The 20611-nt window shown below is 66.6% G+C and carries 19 protein-coding genes; 14 read left to right on the top strand and 5 right to left on the bottom strand.

All coding sequences use genetic code 11. The annotated features are described in order from the left end of the window. Positions 1–95 precede the first annotated feature (95 nt). The gene (infB, locus tag QFZ23_RS08325; RefSeq protein ID WP_306922039.1) at positions 96–2978 is read left to right on the top strand and encodes a translation initiation factor IF-2; all 2883 of its coding nucleotides are present in this window, start codon (positions 96–98) and stop codon (positions 2976–2978) included. A gap of 222 nt (positions 2979–3200) precedes the next feature. Further along, a complete protein-coding gene (rbfA, locus tag QFZ23_RS08330) occupies positions 3201–3710 on the top strand; it encodes a 30S ribosome-binding factor RbfA (RefSeq protein ID WP_306922041.1) in 510 nt (169 codons plus the stop codon). A gap of 106 nt (positions 3711–3816) precedes the next feature. Here rbfA and QFZ23_RS08335 read toward each other — a convergent pair whose 3' ends face one another. Beyond that, a complete protein-coding gene (locus QFZ23_RS08335) occupies positions 3817–4938 on the bottom strand; it encodes a ScyD/ScyE family protein (protein ID WP_306922043.1) in 1122 nt (373 codons plus the stop codon). Positions 4939–5121: 183 nt separating this feature from the next. Here QFZ23_RS08335 and QFZ23_RS08340 point away from each other — a divergent pair, with 183 nt between their 5' ends. Further along, positions 5122–5607, top strand: coding sequence for a nucleoside deaminase (locus tag QFZ23_RS08340; protein WP_306922045.1), 486 nt, complete (start codon positions 5122–5124; stop codon positions 5605–5607). A gap of 19 nt (positions 5608–5626) precedes the next feature. Here the strand turns inward: QFZ23_RS08340 and QFZ23_RS08345 are convergent, their stop codons facing one another. After that, the gene (locus QFZ23_RS08345; RefSeq protein WP_306922046.1) at positions 5627–6778 is read right to left on the bottom strand and encodes a pyridoxal phosphate-dependent aminotransferase; all 1152 of its coding nucleotides are present in this window, start codon (positions 6776–6778) and stop codon (positions 5627–5629) included. Between the two features lie 81 nt (positions 6779–6859). Here QFZ23_RS08345 and truB point away from each other — a divergent pair, with 81 nt between their 5' ends. From truB to QFZ23_RS08395, 10 genes are all read left to right on the top strand, one after another. Next, complete coding sequence (gene truB, locus QFZ23_RS08350) at positions 6860–7855, top strand: tRNA pseudouridine(55) synthase TruB (RefSeq protein ID WP_306922047.1); 996 nt, start codon at positions 6860–6862, stop codon at positions 7853–7855. A gap of 2 nt (positions 7856–7857) precedes the next feature. Then, entirely contained in the window at positions 7858–8211 is a 354-nt protein-coding gene (locus QFZ23_RS08355; protein WP_306922049.1) for a hypothetical protein, read from the top strand. Position 8212: 1 nt separating this feature from the next. Beyond that, a complete protein-coding gene (locus QFZ23_RS08360; protein ID WP_373427861.1) occupies positions 8213–8668 on the top strand; it encodes a hypothetical protein in 456 nt (151 codons plus the stop codon). 210 nt (positions 8669–8878) lie between these two features. Continuing rightward, positions 8879–9862, top strand: a complete 984-nt coding sequence (locus QFZ23_RS08365) for a bifunctional riboflavin kinase/FAD synthetase (RefSeq protein ID WP_306922053.1) — start codon at positions 8879–8881, stop codon at positions 9860–9862. 70 nt (positions 9863–9932) lie between these two features. After that, positions 9933–10787, top strand: a complete 855-nt coding sequence (kynA, locus tag QFZ23_RS08370; RefSeq protein ID WP_306922054.1) for a tryptophan 2,3-dioxygenase — start codon at positions 9933–9935, stop codon at positions 10785–10787. Further along, positions 10784–12022: a kynureninase gene (kynU, locus tag QFZ23_RS08375; protein WP_306922056.1), complete on the top strand. Its 1239-nt coding sequence runs from the start codon at positions 10784–10786 to the stop codon at positions 12020–12022. Before kynA ends, kynU begins: the two co-directional genes overlap by 4 nt. 179 nt (positions 12023–12201) lie before the next feature. Beyond that, positions 12202–12471, top strand: a complete 270-nt coding sequence (gene rpsO / locus QFZ23_RS08380) for a 30S ribosomal protein S15 (protein ID WP_306922058.1) — start codon at positions 12202–12204, stop codon at positions 12469–12471. A gap of 240 nt (positions 12472–12711) precedes the next feature. Further along, a complete protein-coding gene (locus QFZ23_RS08385) occupies positions 12712–14976 on the top strand; it encodes a polyribonucleotide nucleotidyltransferase (protein ID WP_306926755.1) in 2265 nt (754 codons plus the stop codon). 196 nt (positions 14977–15172) lie between these two features. Then, positions 15173–16516, top strand: coding sequence for a M16 family metallopeptidase (locus QFZ23_RS08390; protein ID WP_306922059.1), 1344 nt, complete (start codon positions 15173–15175; stop codon positions 16514–16516). 15 nt (positions 16517–16531) lie between these two features. Next, complete coding sequence (locus QFZ23_RS08395) at positions 16532–16993, top strand: DUF1579 family protein (RefSeq protein ID WP_306922060.1); 462 nt, start codon at positions 16532–16534, stop codon at positions 16991–16993. A gap of 31 nt (positions 16994–17024) precedes the next feature. Here the strand turns inward: QFZ23_RS08395 and QFZ23_RS08400 are convergent, their stop codons facing one another. The 3 genes from QFZ23_RS08400 to moaA form a co-directional block, all read right to left on the bottom strand. Beyond that, positions 17025–17306: a hypothetical protein gene (locus tag QFZ23_RS08400; RefSeq protein WP_306922062.1), complete on the bottom strand. Its 282-nt coding sequence runs from the start codon at positions 17304–17306 to the stop codon at positions 17025–17027. 136 nt (positions 17307–17442) lie between these two features. Further along, positions 17443–17709 (bottom strand): MoaD/ThiS family protein, encoded by a 267-nt coding sequence (locus tag QFZ23_RS08405; RefSeq protein WP_306922064.1) that lies wholly within the window; start codon positions 17707–17709, stop codon positions 17443–17445. 3 nt (positions 17710–17712) lie between these two features. Further along, the gene (gene moaA / locus QFZ23_RS08410; protein WP_306922066.1) at positions 17713–18906 is read right to left on the bottom strand and encodes a GTP 3',8-cyclase MoaA; all 1194 of its coding nucleotides are present in this window, start codon (positions 18904–18906) and stop codon (positions 17713–17715) included. Positions 18907–19176: 270 nt separating this feature from the next. Between moaA and QFZ23_RS08415 the strand changes: the two genes are divergently transcribed. Beyond that, positions 19177–20598: a molybdopterin-dependent oxidoreductase gene (locus QFZ23_RS08415; RefSeq protein ID WP_306926757.1), complete on the top strand. Its 1422-nt coding sequence runs from the start codon at positions 19177–19179 to the stop codon at positions 20596–20598. Positions 20599–20611: the final 13 nt, after the last annotated feature.

A 20611-nucleotide genomic window follows, 5' to 3' on the forward strand; every position in this document is an offset into this window, starting at 1 on the left:
CTGCAATGGGCCTTTCAGCTGTAACAGCAGCGGGGGCCCGCAGTAAGAAGTAGACGGTTCGTGCCTGGCTCGGTGCGGACCGAGACAGGAGAAATGTGGCCAAGGTCCGCGTACATGAGCTTGCAAAAGAGCTCGGTATTACTTCCAAAGATGCAGTAACCAAACTGCAGGAACTGGGCGAATTTGTTCGCTCCGCCTCTTCCACCATTGAGGCCCCCGTGGTGCGGAAACTCCGCAACGCGTTCCCGGCTGCTGCCGCTTCGAAGTCCGAAGCCCCCGCAGCCGCCCCCAAGTCTCCGGCGAAGCCGGCAGAAACCCGTACCGCGCCGGCTCCCGGCCCCGCTGCCCCCAGGGCTGCGGCGCCTGCTCCGGCTCCCGCACCGGCACCGGCACCGGCACCGGCCCCCAAGGCCGAGGCGCCTGCAGCCCCGGCTGCTCCCGCCGCACCGGCAGCTCCGGCTGCCGCAACGCCTGCTGCGCCCTCCACCGGTGCCAAGCCGGGAGCACGTCCCGCGCCGAAGGCTGAAACCCCCTCACGTCCGGGCGGCGCTCCGCGTCCCGGTGGCCCCCGCCCCGGCAACAACCCCTTCGCCACGTCCCAGGGCATGCCCCGCGGCCGCGGAGGCGACGGCGAACGTCCGCCGCGCCCGGGCAACAACCCGTTTGCAACTTCCCAGGGCATGCCCCGTCCGGGCGGCGGCCGCACTGACGGCGACCGTCCCGGCGGCCCGCGTCCGGCAGCCGGTGCAGGTGGACCCCGCCCCGGTGCTCCGCGTCCAGGCGCTACGCCCGGCCCGCGTCCCGCAGCTGGCGCAGGTGGACCCCGTCCCGGCGGTCCCCGTCCGGGTGCCGGCGGAAACCGGCCCACGCCTGGCATGATGCCTAACCGCACCGAGCGTCCCGCACCTGCAGGTGCCGGCCGTCCCGGTGGCGGCGGACGCGGTCCCGGCCGTCCCGGCGCTCCCGGAACCGGCGCTCCCGGTGGCGGCGGCGGTGCTCCGGCCGGCGGTGGCTTCGGCAAGGGCGGCCGCGGTCGCGGTGGCACCCAGGGTGCCTTCGGCAAGGGCGGCGCTGGCCGCGGCAAGCAGCGCAAGTCGAAGCGCGCAAAGCGCCAGGAACTTGAGCAGATGAGCGCACCGTCGCTGGGCGGCGTGAGCGTACCCCGCGGCGACGGCAACACCGTTATCCGGCTTCGTCGTGGATCGTCCATCACGGACTTCGCTGACAAGATCGAGGCGAACCCCGCCGCACTGGTTACCGTGCTCTTCCACCTCGGTGAAATGGCAACGGCAACCCAGTCGCTGGACGAGGACACGTTTGCACTCCTTGGTGAGGAACTCGGCTACAAGCTGCAGGTCGTTTCTCCGGAGGACGAGGAGCGCGAACTGCTCAGCGCCTTCGATATCGACGTCGAGGCCGAACTCGAGGCTGAAGGCGACGAAGAGCTTGAGGCGCGTCCGCCGGTAGTTACCGTGATGGGTCACGTTGACCACGGTAAGACCCGGCTTCTGGATGCGATCCGTAACTCCGACGTCGTTGCCGGCGAGCATGGCGGCATCACGCAGCACATCGGTGCTTACCAGATCAGCCACGAGCACGAGGGCGCCCTGCGCGACATCACCTTCATCGATACCCCGGGCCACGAGGCGTTCACCGCCATGCGTGCCCGTGGTGCGAAGGTCACGGACATCGCCATCCTGGTTGTGGCTGCGGACGACGGCGTGATGCCGCAGACCGTTGAAGCCCTCAACCACGCCCAAGCGGCCAACGTGCCGATCGTCGTGGCCGTGAACAAGATCGACAAGGAAGGCGCCAACCCGGACAAGGTCAAGGGCCAGCTGACCGAGTACGGCCTGGTTCCGGAAGAATACGGTGGCGACACCATGTTCGTTGAGGTTTCTGCCCGCCAGAACGTCAACATCGACGAACTGATCGACGCCGTGCTGCTGACCGCCGACGCTGCGCTGGACCTTCGGGCCAACCCGGACAAGGCTGCACGAGGAATCGCCATTGAAGCGAACCTGGACAAGGGCCGCGGTTCCGTGGCCACCGTCCTGGTGCAGTCCGGTACCCTCGCGGTCGGCGACACGATCGTGGCCGGCACGGCTCACGGCCGCGTACGTGCCATGTTCGACGAAGACGGCGAGGCCCTCGACGTCGCACTGCCGTCGCGTCCGGTTCAGGTCCTTGGCCTGTCCAACGTGCCGCGCGCCGGTGACACCTTCCTGGTGACCACCGACGAGCGTACGGCCCGCCAGATCGCCGAAAAGCGTGAAGCGGCCGACCGCAACGCCCAGCTCGCCAAGCGCCGCAAGCGCATCAGCCTGGAAGACTTCGACCAGGCCGTCGCCGAAGGCAAGATCGACACCCTCAACCTCATCCTCAAGGGTGACGTGTCCGGTGCCGTGGAAGCCCTCGAAGACGCGCTGCTCAAGATCGACGTCGGCGAAGGCGTCCAGCTCCGCGTCATCCACCGCGGTGTCGGTGCGATCACGCAGAACGACGTCAACCTGGCAACGGTCGACAGCGCCGTCATCATCGGCTTCAACGTCAAGCCCGCCGAGCGTGTTGCCGAACTGGCAGACCGCGAAGGCGTGGACATGCGCTTCTACTCCGTCATCTACGCAGCCATCGATGACATCGAGCTGGCCCTCAAGGGCATGCTCAAGCCGGAGTACGAGGAGGTCCAGCTGGGCACGGCCGAGGTCCGCGAAGTGTTCCGTTCCTCCAAGTTCGGCAACATTGCAGGTTCCATCGTTCGCACCGGTACCATCCGACGCAACACGAAGGCCCGCATCACCCGCGCCGGCAAGCTCATTGGCGACAACCTCACGGTGGAGACGCTCAAGCGCTTCAAGGACGACGTCACCGAGGTCCGCACGGACTTCGAGTGCGGTATCGGACTTGGCTCGTACAACGACATCACCGAGGGCGACATCATCGAGACCTTCGAGATGCGCGAGAAGCCGCGCGTCTAGGTTGTCTTAGCGTCTCAGGTGCGGGGCCGTTGGGTTTTTCCCGGCGGCCCCGCCCTGTCGCCCGATCCGGGAGCCTCCGAGTTTTGGGGTGCCCGATGCCACTCCCGGGCGCCCCAAAACTCTCCGGCATCGTCATAAACTCACCTCAGGTGCGTGGCAGTAACGCAACTCAAAAGCCAAGCCGCCATCGCGCCGTCGTACATCAATTTTCTAGGAGAAAAAATGGCTGATCCGGCACGCGCTGCCAAGATGGCGCAGCGGATTAAGGTTGTTGTTGCTGAGGCTTTGGGCCGGAAGGTTAAAGATCCCCGGCTTGAGGGCATTACTGTCACTGATGCCCGGGTGACCAATGACCTGCAGCATGCCACCATCTACTACACCGTGTTCGGTGACCAGGCCGTGCAGATTGATGCCGCCAGGGGACTGGAGAAGGCCAAGGGTGTGCTGCGGCAGGAAGTGGGCCGCAACATCACTGCCCGGCTTACCCCCACACTCGAGTTCGTGGCCGACCAAATTCCGGTGAACGCCTCCAACCTGGAGGAGCTGCTCCGGGAGGCCAAGCGGCGCGACGCCGAGGTGGCTGCCCTGGCCGAGAAGGCCAAGCACGCCGGCGACGCCGACCCATACAAGAGCGACGTCCAGCCGGACGTGGAAATCGACGAAGACGATTTCGACGAAGAAGACCTCGATCTGGCGGACGACGAGGCAATCGACGAGGACCGGAACCGCTAGCCTTTCCGCTTCCGCACGGCACAGCCCAAGCCATCTGGCACTGTAAAGGTGCGGCCGGATCTATTCGATCCGGCCGCACCTCTACTTTTTGATCCCCTTTATTTTGTCAGTCGCCGAGCGGGGCCTTGACGACGCGGCCGTCCGGTGCCGCATTCGGTGCCGGCAGCGAGTTGACCGTCGCGTAGATGCTCTCGCCCCTGATGTCGACGTCTGCCGTGAGCATTCCCGGAAGCACCACAGTCTGCTTGCCTGAGTGGGCAGACAGCCGCAGCACGCCCTTGCCGAACAGGGACGCGACGTACACGTGCCCGTCGTCGTCCATGTCCAGCCCGGTCGGTGACATGACGTCGTCGGCGAACAGCTTCACGTGGCCGTTGTGGGGATTGACCTTGTACACCGCTCCGCGGGCACCCAGCACCGGGTCCTCCGGGCCGCCGGGCAGCACGGAGACATAGAGCCAACCATCCGGTCCGCGTTCGACGTCGGTGGGCACGGGCTCGAAGCGGTAGGTGTGGCCGGCGATGCAGCCCGGAAGCTTGAGGGCGGCGGCCTCCTTGGCGGTGAACGTGTGCGGCCGGGCGGGCAGCACGGCAACGGTTTCGGCCTCGCCCGACTCCACATCGACCGACACGATGGCGTTGGCTCCGGCGTCGGCTACGTAGATGGTGTCGCCGTAAACTTCGATTCCGTAGGGATGCGAATCGATCTGGCCCTTGTAGGAGGCCTGGATGTCCTTCGGGAGCTTCGCAGCGCAGGCGGCGGGAAGGTCCTTGAAGCCGTAGCTGGTGCCGCCGTCGGCGTTGTGCTTCCTCTCCAGGGCAGCAAGGTCGCCGAAGGTGCGGTGCTTGCCGTCGGCGTCAATGCTCCTGATGTGGCCGGCCAACGGCCTCGGATCCATGGGACCGGCGCCCTGGCTCTCGGCCAGGTATATGGTGCGGCCGCGGCGGTCGCTGCCGGCCACATCCCAGGCCGCGTTCCGGTAGACCACCGATTTGCTGCCGTCCCGGGCGATTTTCGTCAGCTGCCCCGCGAATTCCTCGCTGACCAGAACCGAACCGTCCGGTCCGTCGCTGAGGTGGAGCGGGCTCAGCAGGCCCTTTGCAAGCACAGTCGGTGCGGACTGGCTCCCTGCTGCCTTGCCTGCCGGGGCCGCGTGGCCCGCCGGGGACGCCGACAAGAGGAGTGAGGCAGCCGCGACAGCCGCCAAAAGTGCTCGTTGCTTTTCCATACCGTCTCCAATGTCAATGGTGCGCATCCAGAACATTGAGACCGATATGTGGTCCGAAAATCGGGTCCCCCCAACGCGCGTATTCTAAGCCCGGCTCTTGGGACCTGTCGATGGCACGATGCCAACACAAATGAACGGAACCCGGCTGTCCCGCAACGCCATCCTGCTGGCTATGATCAGACCATGCGCGCCCACCCTTCAGCTGCAGACGTGACCGAACACCTGACCGAGGCTGTGGCATTGGCCCAACGGAACGTCGCGGCCGGTGGCGGTCCCTTCGGTGCGCTGGTGGTGACGGCCGACGGCACTGTCCACGAAGGGGTCAACCGCGTCACGCGGGACAACGACCCCACCGCCCATGCCGAGGTGGTGGCAATCCGGACCGCTGCTGCAGAGACCCGGAACTTTGATCTCAGTGGCGCTGTCCTGTACGCCAGCTGCGAGCCCTGCCCGCTGTGCCTCGCTGCTGCGCTCTGGGCGCGGATCGACCGGGTGTACTTCGCCGCCGACCGGCACGGCGCGGCCGCCGCGGGATTCGACGACGCGCTTTTCTACGAATACTTCGGCGGCTCCCGGCCGGAACTGCTGCCTGTCAGCCACACCCCGGTTCCGACGTCGGGCAACCCGTTCGATGCCTGGCGCAACAACGCCGAACGCACCGACTACTGAAACCTCTTACCGGGCCGGGCTACCTCTGGGGGAGCCTGGCCACGCCCTCGACCAGTTCGCTTTGGTCGCCGCATAACGCTATCCGGATCCAGCCCTCGCCGATGGAGCCAAAGGCGGTTCCCGGAGCAAAGGAGACGCCGGCCTCGGCGAGGAACTGTTTGACCCAGGCCCGGACGTTTCCGCCGCTCACGTGCGAGACGTCCGCCCACAAGTAAAACGCCCCCTGCGCGCTCAGGAAGGGAATGCCTTTCTCTGCCAACACGGCCGACGCCGCGTCCCGGTTGGCACGGTAGTGCGTGTGGGCCTGCGACACATAGTCCTGCGGACCGGTCAACGCGGCGAGCGCAGCGTACTGGGACGGTGACGCTACGCAGGAGACGATCGCCTCCATGACGTTGTTCATCCGCTGTTCCAGTCCGGGCGGGCACACCAGTGCTCCGATGCGCAGGCCCGTGAGCCCATACGTCTTGGACAGCGTCAGCGACGTGAACACGCGTGCCTCGCCGGGGGCGGTGCTATCGAACCGGGCCGGGCTTACGTGCGGGACGTCGTACGTGAAGGCCTCGTAGCATTCGTCCGAGATGATCCACAGGTCGTGGCGGCGGGCCAGTTCCACCAGTTCCCGGGTCAGGTCTTCCCGGAGGACCGCGCCCAGGGGGTTCGACGGCGAGTTGAGCATGAGCACGCGCGTCCGGTCCGTGATGAGCGCCTCAATGTCCGCGATCCTGGGTTGGAAATCGTGCGCGGGGTAAAGGGGATACTCAACGGGGACGGCATGCAGCAGCCGGCTGGTCATGGCAAACGTGGGATAGCCCGGGTTGGGAATCAGGATTTCGTCGCCGGGTGCGAGCAGCAGGCTCATGGCGAAGTGCAGGCCCTGCTGGGCGCCGTCGACCACATATACGCGGTCCGCCCCGATGTCTACGCCGGACTGTTCCCGGAACCTGGCGGCAAAAGCTTCCCGGAGCTGCGGGATGCCGGCGTTCGGAGTGTAGTTGGTCTCATCACGGTCCAGGCACGCGATTCCGGCATCCAGGACATGGCGGGGGAGCGGGAACCCGGGCTCCCCGATGCTCAGGATCAGCGCCCCAGGCGTGCGCCACGCAGCCTCGGTGATCTCGCGGATCTGGTTGACGGGTACGTCGCGTATGTGCGCGGAAAGCTCGGGCATGACTGCCATCCTAGCGCCGGGCCTGCCGCAGCCTCCGATACGTCCCAACACCCTCGCCGCGTCCCCGATATACTGATAGGCGTGCTTTCTGGACTGGTAATAGTGGACAAGCCGCAGGGATGGACCAGCCACGATGTGGTTGGACGGATGCGGCGGATCGCCGGTACCCGGAAAGTGGGCCACGCGGGAACGCTGGATCCCATGGCCACCGGCGTGCTGGTGCTCGGCATCAATAAGGCAACGCGGCTCCTCACGTACATCGTGGGCACGTCCAAGACCTACACGGCTACCATCCGGCTCGGGGAATCCACCATCACCGATGACGCCGAAGGCGAAGTTGTCAGCCGGGCGAGTGCCGCGTCCCTGACCGAGGACGCCATCCGCTCCGGCGTAGGGTCCCTGACGGGGGAGATCCAGCAGGTGCCCAGCAGCGTGAGCGCCATCAAGGTCAACGGTGAACGCTCCTATGCCCGCGTACGTTCCGGGGAAGATGTCCAGCTGGCTGCCCGCCCGGTCACTATTCACCGCTTCGACATTCACGGAATCCGCCGGGCCCAGGCCGCCGGAGACGACACGGATGTCGTGGACGTCGACGTGACGGTGGAATGCTCCTCGGGCACCTACATCCGTGCCCTCGCCCGGGACCTCGGCAACTCCCTCGGCGTCGGCGGACACCTGACCGCATTGCGGCGGACAAACGTCGGACCCTACTCGCTGGACCAGGCGCGTACCCTCGAACAGCTCGCCGAAGACCTCGAAATCCTGGAAATGTCGCAGGCTGCCAGGGCGCTTATGCCCAACCGGGAACTGAGCGCCGATGAAACCACCGAGATTTCCTTCGGCCGACGCATCGCAGCCGGAGCCGCGGCGGGCACACCGGGCGCCGCCACTGCGGAGAAGCCCGCAGCCGCGTTCGCGCCTGACGGGTCGCTTGTGGCGCTGCTGGCGGACAGCGGAAGCTTCGCCAAGCCCGTGTTGGTTTTCGCCCCGGGAACGGGCCCTGGCGGCTCCACCAATTCCGGCGCCGCCGCCGGCGTTCCGAATGGTTCCCATGCCGACGGCGGCGGGCAGGCCTAACGTTGGACGCGTATTTCTACATCATCCTGGGTGTCGGCCTGCTGTCCACCCTCATCTGTGTGGCGGCAGGCATCATGAAGAAGGCCCCGAACGACATCACCATCCTCTCGGTGGCCGCCGTCGAACTGGCCCTTCTGGTCTACCTGGTGGGCTCCATAGTGCGGGTCATCGCGGGGGAGCAGATCGCCGGGGAGGCCTGGGAATTCTGGGGCTACCTCGCCACCGCCCTCCTGCTGCCGGTCGCCGCGGTGTACTGGTCCATCTTGGAACGGACCCGCTGGAGCAACTTCGTCCTGGCGGCCGTCGGAGTTACTGCCCTCGTCATGGCCGCCCGCATGAATCAGATCTGGTACTGAAGTGGAAGAAGCACGCAACGTGACTGATACGTCCGAACACACCGGCAAGCGCCCCGCCGACACGAGGAACACCGGTCCCGGCCGGCTCCTCATCGCTGTCTACGCCATCTTTGCCATTTCGGCCACTGCACGGGCCGGGTACCAGATCATCACCAAGTTCTCCGAGGCCCCGCTGGCCTACCTGCTCTCCGCCTTCGCCGCCGTCGTCTACGTGGTGGCTACGGTGTCGCTGGCCAAGGCTGGCCGCACGTGGTTCAAGGTGTCCCTGGTCGCCGTCCTGGTGGAACTGGTCGGCGTCATTATCGTGGGGGCGCTGAGCCTTTTCGACTCCGTGCAGTTCCCGCACGAAACCGTGTGGTCCGCGTTTGGCCGCGGTTACGCCTTCGTTCCGCTGATCCTGCCGATCCTGGGCCTCATCTGGCTCTACCGACGGCGGCCGGCAGCCCGGGCGGCCTAGGAACCACTGTTCCGGACGGCTGCTACAGGGATCCGGCCGGATTAGGGACACGGCCGGTTTGGCGATCCGGTCGTATGCGCCACCGGGCGTGCTTGCAGGCGGTAAGCCACTCGGCGGTCCGTGGCAGGCAGGGATTGCGGGTAATCTTAGAGAGTTCCGGCCCTGATCGCGCCGGGAGCAAGTTCTGTCAGGCAGTAAAAGGCGAGGTTGATGGTCCACATCTGGAATGATCCGACCGAGGTCCCCGAAGACTTTGGTCCTTCCGTTGTCACTATCGGCAATTTCGACGGCGTCCACCGCGGCCACCAGCAGGTGCTGTCCCAGCTCATCAGGACCGCGCGGCTGAACAACGCCAGGTCGGTTGCCGTGACGTTTGACCCCCACCCGGCCCTGGTCCACCGGCCGGAAAGCGCGCCCGAACTGATCATGGGCCTGGAGGACAAGCTCCAGGCGCTCGGCGAGCTCGGCCTGGACGCCATTCTGGTCATGAAGTACTCCCTGGAGCTCGCGAGCCTCACCCCGGAAGAGTTCGTCGGCTCGGTGCTGGTGGACAGCCTCCACGCCAGCTACGTGGTGATCGGCCACGACACCCGGTTCGGCAAGGGCAACTCCGGTGACCTGAACACCATGCAGGAGCTGGGGGAGAAGTTCGGCTTCGAGGTGCTGGTGATCAGCGAGTTCGGCTCCGAGGGCTTCCCGCTGCATGACGACGGCGGGACGGACCGCCGCTGTTCCTCCACCTGGGTGCGCGAAGCGCTGCGGGAGGGAGACGTCGGCACCGCCGCCGCGGTCCTGGGCCGCGCACACCGGATGCGGGGCGAGGTGGTCCACGGCGCCGCGCGGGGCCGGGACCTCGGTTTCCCCACCGCCAACCTCTCCAGCGATGCGAGCGGCCTGATCCCTGCGGATGGCATCTACGCGGGCTGGCTCGTGGACGAGGCCGGGACGCGCTGGCCGGCCGCCATCTCCGTTGGCTCCAACCCCACTTTCGACGGCGTGAGCCGCCAGGTGGAGGCGCACGTCATCGACAGGCCCGAAGAGCGCATCGAGGACTTCGATCTGTACGGCCAGACGGTAGTCGTGGAGTTCGTGACCAGGCTCCGTGGCATGGTGGCATACCGTGGGCCTGATGCCCTCGTGGAGCAGATGCGCCAGGACGTCCTGCAGACGCACGACATCCTGCTCAAGCGCTGACCCACGCGCTCCACACGGGACTGCACCTCGCAGTCCCGCACCACACAGTATTGGCAAGGAAGGCGACGCTGTGACCGTTGAGAAGAACACCAGGAAACTGGACAAGGGGATTGTGCGCGATTTCAGTTCCCGCATGAGTTACGCGTCCTACCTTCAGCTGCCCACACTGCTCAGCGCCCAGCAGCCCGTGAGCGTCCCGGAACACCATGACGAACTGCTGTTCATCATCCAGCACCAGACCACGGAACTGTGGCTGAAGCTCGTGCTTCACGAGCTCCGCAGCGCAGCCCACTGGCTGCGTTCCGATGACCTCGGGTCGGCCCTGAAGGGCATCGCCCGGGTCAAGCACATCCAGAAGACCCTCACGGAACAGTGGTCCGTCCTGGCCACGCTGACACCTACCGAGTACGCGGAATTCCGCGGGTTCCTGGGCAATTCGTCCGGATTTCAGTCGAGCCAGTACCGTGCCGTGGAGTTCGTGCTGGGCAACAAGAACAGGAAGATGCTTCCCGTCTTCGAGTCCGACCCCGAAGCGCACGCCCTGCTGACCGAAGTCCTGCACGCACCGAGCATCTACGATGAATTCCTCGCCTACCTGCACCGCCAGGGCTTCGATGTTCCCGAGGAGGTGCTGAACAGGGATGTGACCCGGGCACATGAGTTTGAGCCTGGACTGGTGCCTTTGTTCAAGCACATCTACGAGAACGCCGCGCAGAACTGGGGTGCGTACGAGGCGTGCGAGGAGCTGGTTGACCTCGAGGACAACTTCCAGCTGTGGCGGTTCCGGCACCTGCGCACCGTGCAGCGCACCATCGGCATGAAGACAGGCACCGGCGGCTCCAGCGGGGCGGCGTTCCTGCAAAAGGCCCTGGAGCTGACGTTCTTTCCGGAGCTGTTCGCCGTTCGTACGGAGATCGGACAATGACCACGCAAGCAGCCGGCGCCCTGCTTCAAAAGGCCACACGCCTCGACGCCGAAGATCCCCTGGCCCGGTACCGGAACCTGTTCGTCGGCGCGGACACCGAGCTGTCCTACCTCGACGGCAACTCCCTGGGACGCCCGCTCAAGCGCACCGCCGGAGACATAACCACCTTCATCCAGGAAGGATGGGGCGGGCGCCTGATCAGGGGCTGGGACGAGGAATGGCTGGACATGCCCCAGGCCATCGGCGACCAGCTGGGGCGTGCGGTGCTGGGCGCCGCCACGGGCCAGACCATCATCGCCGACTCCACCACGGTGGTGCTGTACAAGTTGATCCGGGCCGCCATGGCAGCCGTCGGGGATCCGGCACGGACAGAGATCGTGGTGGACACGGACAACTTTCCCACCGACCGCTACCTCGTCGAGGGCATCGCCAAGGAGGAGGGCCTGACGCTGCGCTGGATCGAGGCGGATCCCGCCTCGGGTGTCCACCTCGAACAGGTGAGGGAGGCCCTGGGGCCGGCCACCGCCGTCGTCCTCCTCAGCCACGTGGCCTACCGCTCGGGGTACCTCGCGGACCTGCCGGCCATCACGGCGGCAGTGCACGACGCCGGTGGCCTGGTGGTCTGGGACCTGTGCCATTCCGCCGGGTCCGTGGAGCTGCAGCTGGACGACTGGAATGTGGACTTTGCCGCGGGCTGCACCTACAAGTACCTGAACGGCGGGCCGGGTTCGCCCGCCTTCGCCTACGTCAATGACCGGCACCTGCCCGGACTCGCGCAGCCCATCTGGGGATGGATGGGCAGGAAGGAAGCGTTCGAGATGGGACCGGGCTACGAACCGGCCGCCGGCATCCGTGCTTTCCTGAGCGGCACGCCGGCCATCTTCGGAATGATCGCCATGCGCGGCACGCTGGACCTGATTGAAGAGGCTGGCATGACCGCCATCCGGGAAAAGTCGCGGCGACTGACTGCCTACGCGCTGGAACTGCACGATGCCTGGCTCGCGCCGGCCGGGGTGAGGATCGCTACACCGCGGGATCCGGACCGCCGCGGCGGCCACATCACCGTTGACCACCCCGCCTTCCGCGAGGTGACGGCGGCGCTGTGGGAGAGGGATGTCATCCCGGACTTCCGCGCGCCGGAGGGCATCAGGATCGGACTTTCGCCGCTGAGCACCGGCTTTGCCGAACTCCACCGCGGGATGGCGGCCATCCGGGACCTGCTTCCCGCGGCCTGACCAGCCCTGTTGCCGTTTCGACAGAATTGCAACACGGCCGGTAAACTAAGCGGTGGATCCGGCTGCAGTCCGTGGTTGCTGGGTCCTGTCATGTGCGGAATGTTCTTCGGAACTCCGCGCCGGCATCCCCGGCAGTGAATTACTGACTCGGGCCTCACGGCACATCTCTAGGAGTTATTGTGGCACTTGACGCCGCCGTAAAGCAGTCCATCATCAAGGAATACGCAACGTCCGAGGGCGACACCGGTTCGCCGGAGGTCCAGATTGCGGTTCTGACTCAGCGGATCAAGGATCTGACTGGGCACATGAAGGAGCACAAGCACGACTTCCACACCCAGCGCGGTCTGCTGGCCATGGTTGGTCGCCGCAAGCGCATGCTGACCTACCTGAAGAACACTGACATCGCCCGCTACCGTTCGCTCATCGAGCGTCTCGGCCTGCGCCGCTAGTCTGGTTTGGGGGCGGCCCTTTCCTTCCGGAACGGGCCGCCCCGTCAGTACATAAAAACTAAACAGGAGGATCAACCGCATCACGCATTCGCGGTCCTCGGTAGTGATCCCCGGGAAGCTTCGCTGACTGAAGCCGGCCCGTGGGTCTCGATCGATGACCGGGTGCAGGGCCAGTAGACAGATGCTGGGCTGGGTTGATGCGGCTGGACTTCCGTTACATAGGAAACGGAGGTGACTCTCTTGGAGGGTCCCGAAATCCAGTTCTCAGAAGCAGTCATAGACAATGGCCGCTTTGGCAAGCGTGTAATCCGCTTCGAAACCGGCCGTCTTGCCAAGCAGGCAGCCGGCGCAGCCATGGTGTACATCGACGAGGACACCGCGCTGCTCTCCGCAACCACCGCCGGCAAGCACCCGCGTGAAGGCTTCGACTTCTTCCCGCTGACCGTGGACGTCGAAGAGCGCATGTACGCCGCCGGCCGCATCCCGGGCTCGTTCTTCCGCCGTGAAGGACGCCCGTCCACCGAAGCGATCCTGGCCTGCCGCCTGATGGACCGCCCGCTGCGCCCCGCGTTCGTCAAGGGCCTGCGCAACGAGGTCCAGATCGTCGTCACCGTTCTGGCGATCAACCCGGACGAGCTTTACGACGTCGTGGCCATCAACGCGTCCTCGATGTCCACCCAGCTGTCCGGCCTGCCGTTCTCCGGCCCGATCGGCGGCGTCCGCGTTGCCCTCGTCGCCGACGAGCAGGGTTCGCAGTGGGTTGCCTTCCCGAAGCACTCCCAGCTTGAGAACTCCGTGTTCAACATGGTCGTTGCCGGCCGCGTTGCCGGTGACGACGTCGCCATCATGATGGTCGAGGCCGAAGCCACGGACAATTCCTGGAACCTCATCAAGGAACAGGGCGCCACCGCTCCCACCGAAGAGGTTGTTTCCGAGGGCCTGGAGGCTGCAAAGCCGTTCATCAAGGCCCTCTGCGAAGCCCAGCAGGACCTGGCAGCCCGCGCCGCCAAGCCCACCGTCGAGTTCCCCGTCTTCCTGGACTACCAGGACGACGTGTACGCCGCCGTTGAGGCCGCTGCGACGGAGAAGCTCACCGCTGTCTTCCAGATCGCCGACAAGCAGGACCGCGACAACGCAGCCGACGAGCTGAAGGACGAGGTTGTTGGCTCCCTCACCGAGCAGTTCGAAGGCCGCGAGAAGGAGCTGTCCGCAGCCTTCCGCTCCGTGACCAAGCACGTGGTCCGCCAGCGCATCCTCAAGGACCAGATCCGCATCGACGGCCGCGGCCTGACGGACATCCGCCAGCTCACCGCCGAGGTCGAGGTCCTGCCCCGCGTTCACGGCTCCGCCATCTTCGAACGCGGCGAGACCCAGATCATGGGTGTCACCACGCTGAACATGCTCAAGATGGAACAGCAGATCGACTCGCTGTCGCCGGTAACGCGCAAGCGCTACATGCACAACTACAACTTCCCGCCGTACTCCACCGGTGAGACCGGCCGCGTCGGTTCCCCGAAGCGCCGCGAAATCGGTCACGGTGCCCTGGCCGAGCGCGCACTCGTCCCGGTGCTGCCGTCCCGCGAGGAGTTCCCGTACGCCATCCGCCAGGTGTCCGAAGCCCTCGGTTCCAACGGCTCCACCTCCATGGGCTCGGTCTGCGCCTCGACGCTGTCCATGCTCAACGCCGGTGTTCCGCTGAAGGCGGCCGTCGCCGGCATCGCCATGGGCCTGGTCTCCGACGAGGTGGACGGCCAGACCCGCTACGCCGCGCTGACCGACATCCTCGGCGCCGAAGATGCCTTCGGCGACATGGACTTCAAGGTTGCCGGTACCTCCGAGTTCGTGACCGCCATCCAGTTGGACACCAAGCTCGACGGCATCCCCGCGTCCGTGCTGGCAGCAGCGCTGAAGCAGGCACGCGAGGCCCGCCTCCACATCCTCGAGGTAATCAACGCCGCGATCGATACGCCGGACGAGCTCTCCGAGTTCGCTCCGCGCGTCATCGCTGTCAAGATCCCCGTGGACAAGATCGGCGAGGTCATTGGCCCCAAGGGCAAGATGATCAACCAGATCCAGGAAGACACCGGCGCGGACATCTCCATCGAGGATGACGGCACGGTCTACATTGGCGCCACCAATGGTCCGTCTGCAGACGCAGCACGGTCCGCGATCAACGCCATTGCCAACCCGCAGGTTCCGGAAATCGGCGAGCGCTACCTGGGCACGGTCGTCAAGACCACCACGTTCGGTGCGTTCATCTCCCTGACCCCGGGCAAGGACGGCCTGCTGCACATCTCCGAGCTGCGCAAGCTCGCCAGCGGCAAGCGCGTGGACAACGTCGAGGACGTCGTCTCCGTGGGCCAGAAGATCCAGGTCGAGATCACCAAGATCGACGACCGCGGAAAGCTGTCCCTGTCTCCGGTTGTGGCTGAAGAGGAAGGCGCCGGCGAGGCCGACCGCGTTCACGCTTCGGCTTCGGCAGAAGGCTCGGACGCTTCCGAGTAGTTCCGGGCTCCGGCAGCTGCGTGCTGCCGGATCCCATAAGGGCGGGGCCGTTGGTTGTACCACCGGCCCCGCCCCGTTTAACCCGCACCCAAACCCCCGCTTGCGGCGGCAAAACAGCCCACCTCAGAGCCTCGCCGACGGCGGGCCCGCTGGTACGATTGCAGGCAGATTTGGCTCCGCTTCCCGAAAGGCCTTGATGACTGTCGTACCCCTGCCGCTGGAGCAGAACCACCCCGGCGACACCCTGATCCACGGAGCCGACGGCGGTTCGGAAGTCCGCCGTTCTGTCCTCCCCGGCGGGGTGCGCGTCCTGACTGAGGCCATGCCGGGGCAGCGTTCAGCCACCATCGGGTTCTGGGTAGGCGTGGGCTCCCGCGACGAGGCTCCCGGGCAGCACGGCTCGACGCACTTCCTTGAGCATCTGCTGTTCAAGGGCACCAAGAGGCGCACAGCCCTGGAGATCGCTTCCGCCTTTGACGAGGTGGGTGGCGAATCCAATGCTGCCACCGCGAAGGAGAGCACCTGCTACTTCGCCCGCGTGCTGGATACGGATCTGCCGATGGCCATCGACGTCATCGCCGACATGATCACCGGTGCCGTGCTGGACCCGGCGGAGATGGAGCAGGAGCGGGACGTCATCCTTGAGGAAATCGCCATGGACAGCGATGACCCCACGGACGTCGCGCATGAGCACTTCGTGGCCGCCGTGCTCGGCACCCATCCGCTCGGGCGCCCCATTGGCGGCACCCCGGACGCGATCCGTGCCGTGGCCCGTGACTCCGTCTGGGACCACTACCGCCGCTACTACCGCCCGGACGAGCTTGTGATCACCGCCGCCGGCGGTTTGGAGCACGACGTCGTCTGCCGGCTTGTGGTGGATGCCCTCCACTCAGCCGGGTGGTCACTTGAGGCCGGGGCGGCTCCCGTGGAGCGTCGCTCCACCGAGCGCGCAGACATCACCGGCACCGCGGGGCTGCACGTGGTCACCCGCCCTGTGGAACAGGCCAACATCATCATGGGCTGTCCCACCATCGTCGCCACCGATGAACGCCGCTATGTCATGAGCGTGCTGAACGCTGTGCTCGGCGGCGGGATGTCGTCACGGCTGTTCCAGGAGATCCGCGAGAAGCGCGGGCTCGTGTACTCCACGTACTCCTTCGCCTCGTCCTACGCCGACGCCGGCTACTTCGGCATGTATGCCGGCTGCACGCCCACCAAGGTCCGCCAGGTCCTGGAACTCCTCGGCGCCGAACTCGACAGTCTCGCGGCCGGCGGCATTTCCGAGGACGAGCTCCGCAAGGCGGTGGGGCAGCTCTGCGGCGGGATCGTCCTGGCCCTCGAGGACACAGGCTCCCGCATGTCCCGCCTGGGCCGCGCCGAGCTGGTCTCCGGTGAATACCAGGACATCGACGAGACCCTGCGCCTCATCAAGGCCGTGACGGCGGAACAGGTCCAGGAGTTGGCCAGCGAGCTGGCCGCGGCACCCCGGACCGTGACGGTGGTCGGCCCCTTCGACGAATCGGAAACTTTCGGGCTCTGAGTTCAGGGAGAAACGATGGACCAGCCGCAGCCGGGAACAGCGCACGAAGCGCTCGAGATCTTCGTCGGCCGCTGGCTGGGAACCACCGAACTCGCTGCCTCGCCCTGGGGTCCGGCACGCACGGCCACCGCGGAGGTGACGTTTACCCGCGCGGCCGGAGGGTTCGCCGTCGTACAGTCCTACCGCCACACCGAAGCCGACGGCACACACTTCGAGGGGCACGGGGTCTTCACGGTGGACCCGGACCACGACGAGACGCTCTGGTACTACGTCGACAGCATGGGCAGGCCCCCGGCGGCCCCGGCCCGTGGTGTTTGGCACGACTCGACCCTCACGGTGGAGCGGCGCAGCGACCGCGGCACCGCCAGGCACACCTTTAGGGTGGACGAAGGGGTGCTGACCCACACGGCCGAACTGCGGCTGGGGGAGGCCCAGGACTTTCAGCCGTTCATGACCTCGATCTGCCACCGCGCCTAGGTGGGCGCCCAGAGTAGGCCCGCGGCGGTCCTCAACCCACCAGTTCGATGACCCGTGCCTGCGGGGAGCCGGACAGGGCCGGTGCGACGTCGGGGGAGTTCCATACGTTTTCGCGCAGCTTGGCCAGGAACTCCTCGGCCTGGTCACGTCGCTCGAAGTCCAGTTCCGCCACAATGTACCGGTCGTCCTCCACCGGGCGGCCGATCCGATGGGCTACGACGCCGGAGCCAGCCCGGTCCGCGGGGTCGCGGTCAAAGGCAGCCTTCCACATGTCGAAGTCCTTGACGGCGTGCTCAATCTGCAGGGTGAACATTTCCGGTCTCCTTTGGCCAGCCTCTGCTCCATTCCAGATGCGTTCCATTCCCCGCGCGGTCCGTTTCCGGCGCGGTGAAATGGCGAGGTAGTGCCATGGTATGTCCCGGCACCCGGCCGTACCACCCAGTGCCGTACTAGCCGCCGGCGAAGGGCGGCAGGACGTCCACCACGTCGCCAGCTGCCAGGACGGTGGTCCGGTCCCGGACGGCGACCTCGTTCAGCAGGAAGCTGCTGCGGGCCAGGATCCTGTCCAGCGGCGGCGTCCCGGCCGGAGGCTCAGGGCGTTCGACGTCGAGCACGGCGGTGAGGAGCGACTCCACCGTGGAGCCGGCGGGAAGTTCGAAGCGCTCTTCATCCACGCCTGCCGCGGCGCGCGCGGCAGCGAAGTATCGTACGTTCAAGGATTAGCCTCCGATAGCGCTCATGCTGCGGTCCGGCTGGACGAAGTCCGGAGCGTCGAGTCCCACGTGGTCCATGCCGTGGGCCTTGGGCTTCAGCCACATGGCATCCTGCCAGCGTTCGGCGAGATGCTCGTCGCTGGCTCCTTGCCTTAGCAGGCCGAGCAGGTCGAATTCCTCGCGGGAGAAGAGGCAGCTCATGATCTTGCCTTCGGCGGTGATCCGGGTCCGCCGGCAGTCGGAGCAGAACGGCTCGGTGACCGAGGCAATGATCCCCACGGTTCCCAGCACCGGGCCGTGTGAGTCTGCGGCGCCGGTTGAATCAGCGGAACCGCCTGAAACTCCGGAGCTGGCAGCCCGGCGTCGTACTTCAAAGCGTTCCGCCGGTGCGCCGTCCCGGGCGCGCGGATCCGGGCTCAGCACGAACTCCTCGGAGAGGAGTTCCCGGATCTCGGCGGCGGTGATCATGTTTCGGCGGGTCCAGCCGTGGTCTGCGTCCAGCGGCATCTGCTCGATGAACCGCAGTTCGTAGCCGCGCTCCAGCGCCCAGGCGAGGAGGGACGGCGATTCGGTGTCGTTGATGCCCCGCATCAGCACGGCGTTGAGTTTCACGGGTCCCAGTCCGGCGGCCCAGGCGGCGTCCACTCCGGCGAGCACCCGGTCCAGGAACGGGCGCCGGGTCAGTTTGGCGAAGGTTTCCTCGTGCAGCGAGTCCAGGGAGACGTTGATGCGGGTGAGGCCGGCGGCCTTGAGGGCTGCAGCTTTCCGGTCCAGGCCCACACCGTTGGTCGTCATGGAAATCGGAAGCTCAGGGTGTGCCTGGCGCAGCGCACCGATGATGTCGACGAGGTCGGCCCTGACCAGCGGCTCGCCGCCGGTCAGGCGCAGCTCGCGCACGCCCAGCAGGTTCACGCCGATGCCCACGATCCGCACGATTTCCTCGCCGGTCATGACTGCCTGCTTGGCGAGCCACTCCAGCCCCTCCGCCGGCATGCAGTACGTACACCGGAGGTTGCATTTGTCCGTGAGCGAAAGCCGCATATCTGTGGCCCTGCGGCCGTAGCGGTCCGCGAGGCCGGCAGGAGCGTCAGTCGGGCGGCGGGCGGGGACCCCGGCCGGGGGCGCAGCCGGAAGGGGCTGCGAACCGGAATCGGGTGCGCCTCCTTCACGGAGCTGCGGTATGCCAAGCTGAACACTCATGACTTCAGGCTACGCCACCCCGGGCCGCCGATCACACCCGTCGCGTTCCGTGACCGGGCCGCGGGCTGCGGCCCCGGTGATCGGGATGCGCCGGGCGGGATGCCCCGTGCCGGAAAGCGCCGCTGAACCTATGCTGGAAGGGTGAACGGGTCCCATGAGCCAGGCCGGCACCGGCGCCGGTGGGCGGCGGCCGCAGGCGTGGTGGCAGCCGGCACCGGACTCGTCGCCAGCGAACTCATCGCCGGCTTCGTCAGTCCTTCACTTTCAACGATGACAGCACTGGGCGGCGCCGTCATCGACGCTGTCCCGCCCGGTGTGAAGGACTGGGCTGTTTCCCTTTTCGGAACAGCGGACAAGCTTGCGCTGCTGGCTGGCATGGCGCTGGGAATCGCCGCTTTCGCGTCCGCAGCAGGTGTCCTCGAGCTGCGCCGTCGCTTCGCGGGAGCCGCTGTCTTTGCCGTTTTCGGCGTCGTGGGCCTGGCCGCGGTCCTGACCCGCGCCCAGGCTACCGCCGCCGCCGTCGTTCTTCCGCTCCTTGCGGCCGGGATCGGGATCGCGGTGCTGCTGAAGCTGGTCAGGCGCCTGGCTGCTACAGACGCTGGCGGGGATGCTGACCCGGGGCCGGCCCGGCGGGGCTTCTTCCAGCTGCTGGGAGGCACCGCCGCCGGCGTCCTGGTGGGCGGCGCCGTCGTCACCGTCTGGCGGGGCGGGGCCGCCGGCGTCAACGAGGTCCGCCGGACCCTGCGGCTGCCCCCGCCGCAGTCCCCGGCGCCGCCCCTTCCGGCCGGCGCTGACATCCGACTGGCCGGGGTGGCCCCGCTGGTTACACCCAACCCTGACTTCTACCGCATCGACACCGCGCTGTCCGTCCCCGTGCTTGATTCCCGCGAGTGGAGGCTCAAGGTCACCGGGCTGGTGGAACGGGAAGTCGAGGTCTCCTTTGCGGACCTGCTGGCGAAACCCCTGCTCGAGCGGCACGTGACCATCGCCTGCGTGTCAAACGAGGTGGGCGGTGACCTGATCGGCAATGCCCGCTGGCTGGGCTGGCCGGTGCGGGAGCTGCTGGCGATGGCCGGTCCCACGCCGGAGGCCGACATGGTCCTGTCACGAAGCTCGGACGGCTTTACGGCCAGCACGCCGCTGGAGGTGCTCACCGACCGCCGTGATGCGCTGCTCGCCGTGGGCATGAACGGCGAGCCGCTGCCGCTCGAACACGGCTTCCCCGTGCGGATGATCGTCCCCGGGCTGTACGGGTATGTCTCCGCGACCAAGTGGCTCACCGAACTCAAGGTCACCAGGTTCGCCGACGACGTTGCCTACTGGACGCCGCGCGGCTGGTCCGAGCGCGGTCCCATCAAGATCTCATCCCGGATCGACGTGCCCCGGAACGGGGCTTCGGTACCGGCCGGGACCGTGGTGTTTGGCGGTGTGGCCTGGGAGCAGCACACCGGAATCGGCAAGGTTGAGCTGCGCGTGGACCGTGGCAGCTGGCAGCCGACCCGGCTCGCTCCGGGCATCTCGGTGGACACGTGGTATCAGTGGCAGCTGGGCATTGACCTGAAGCCGGGGCAGCACGAAATCCAGGTACGGGCCACGGACCTGAAAGGTACTGCGCAGACGGAGGAACAGCGATCGGTGGCGCCGGACGGTGCCACGGGCTTCCACACCATTAGAGTGGACGTGAAGACGTAGCCCACCAAAGGCC

The sequence above is a fragment of the Arthrobacter globiformis genome (assembly GCF_030818015.1).
GTDB classification, from domain to species: Bacteria; Actinomycetota; Actinomycetes; order Actinomycetales; family Micrococcaceae; genus Arthrobacter; species Arthrobacter globiformis_C.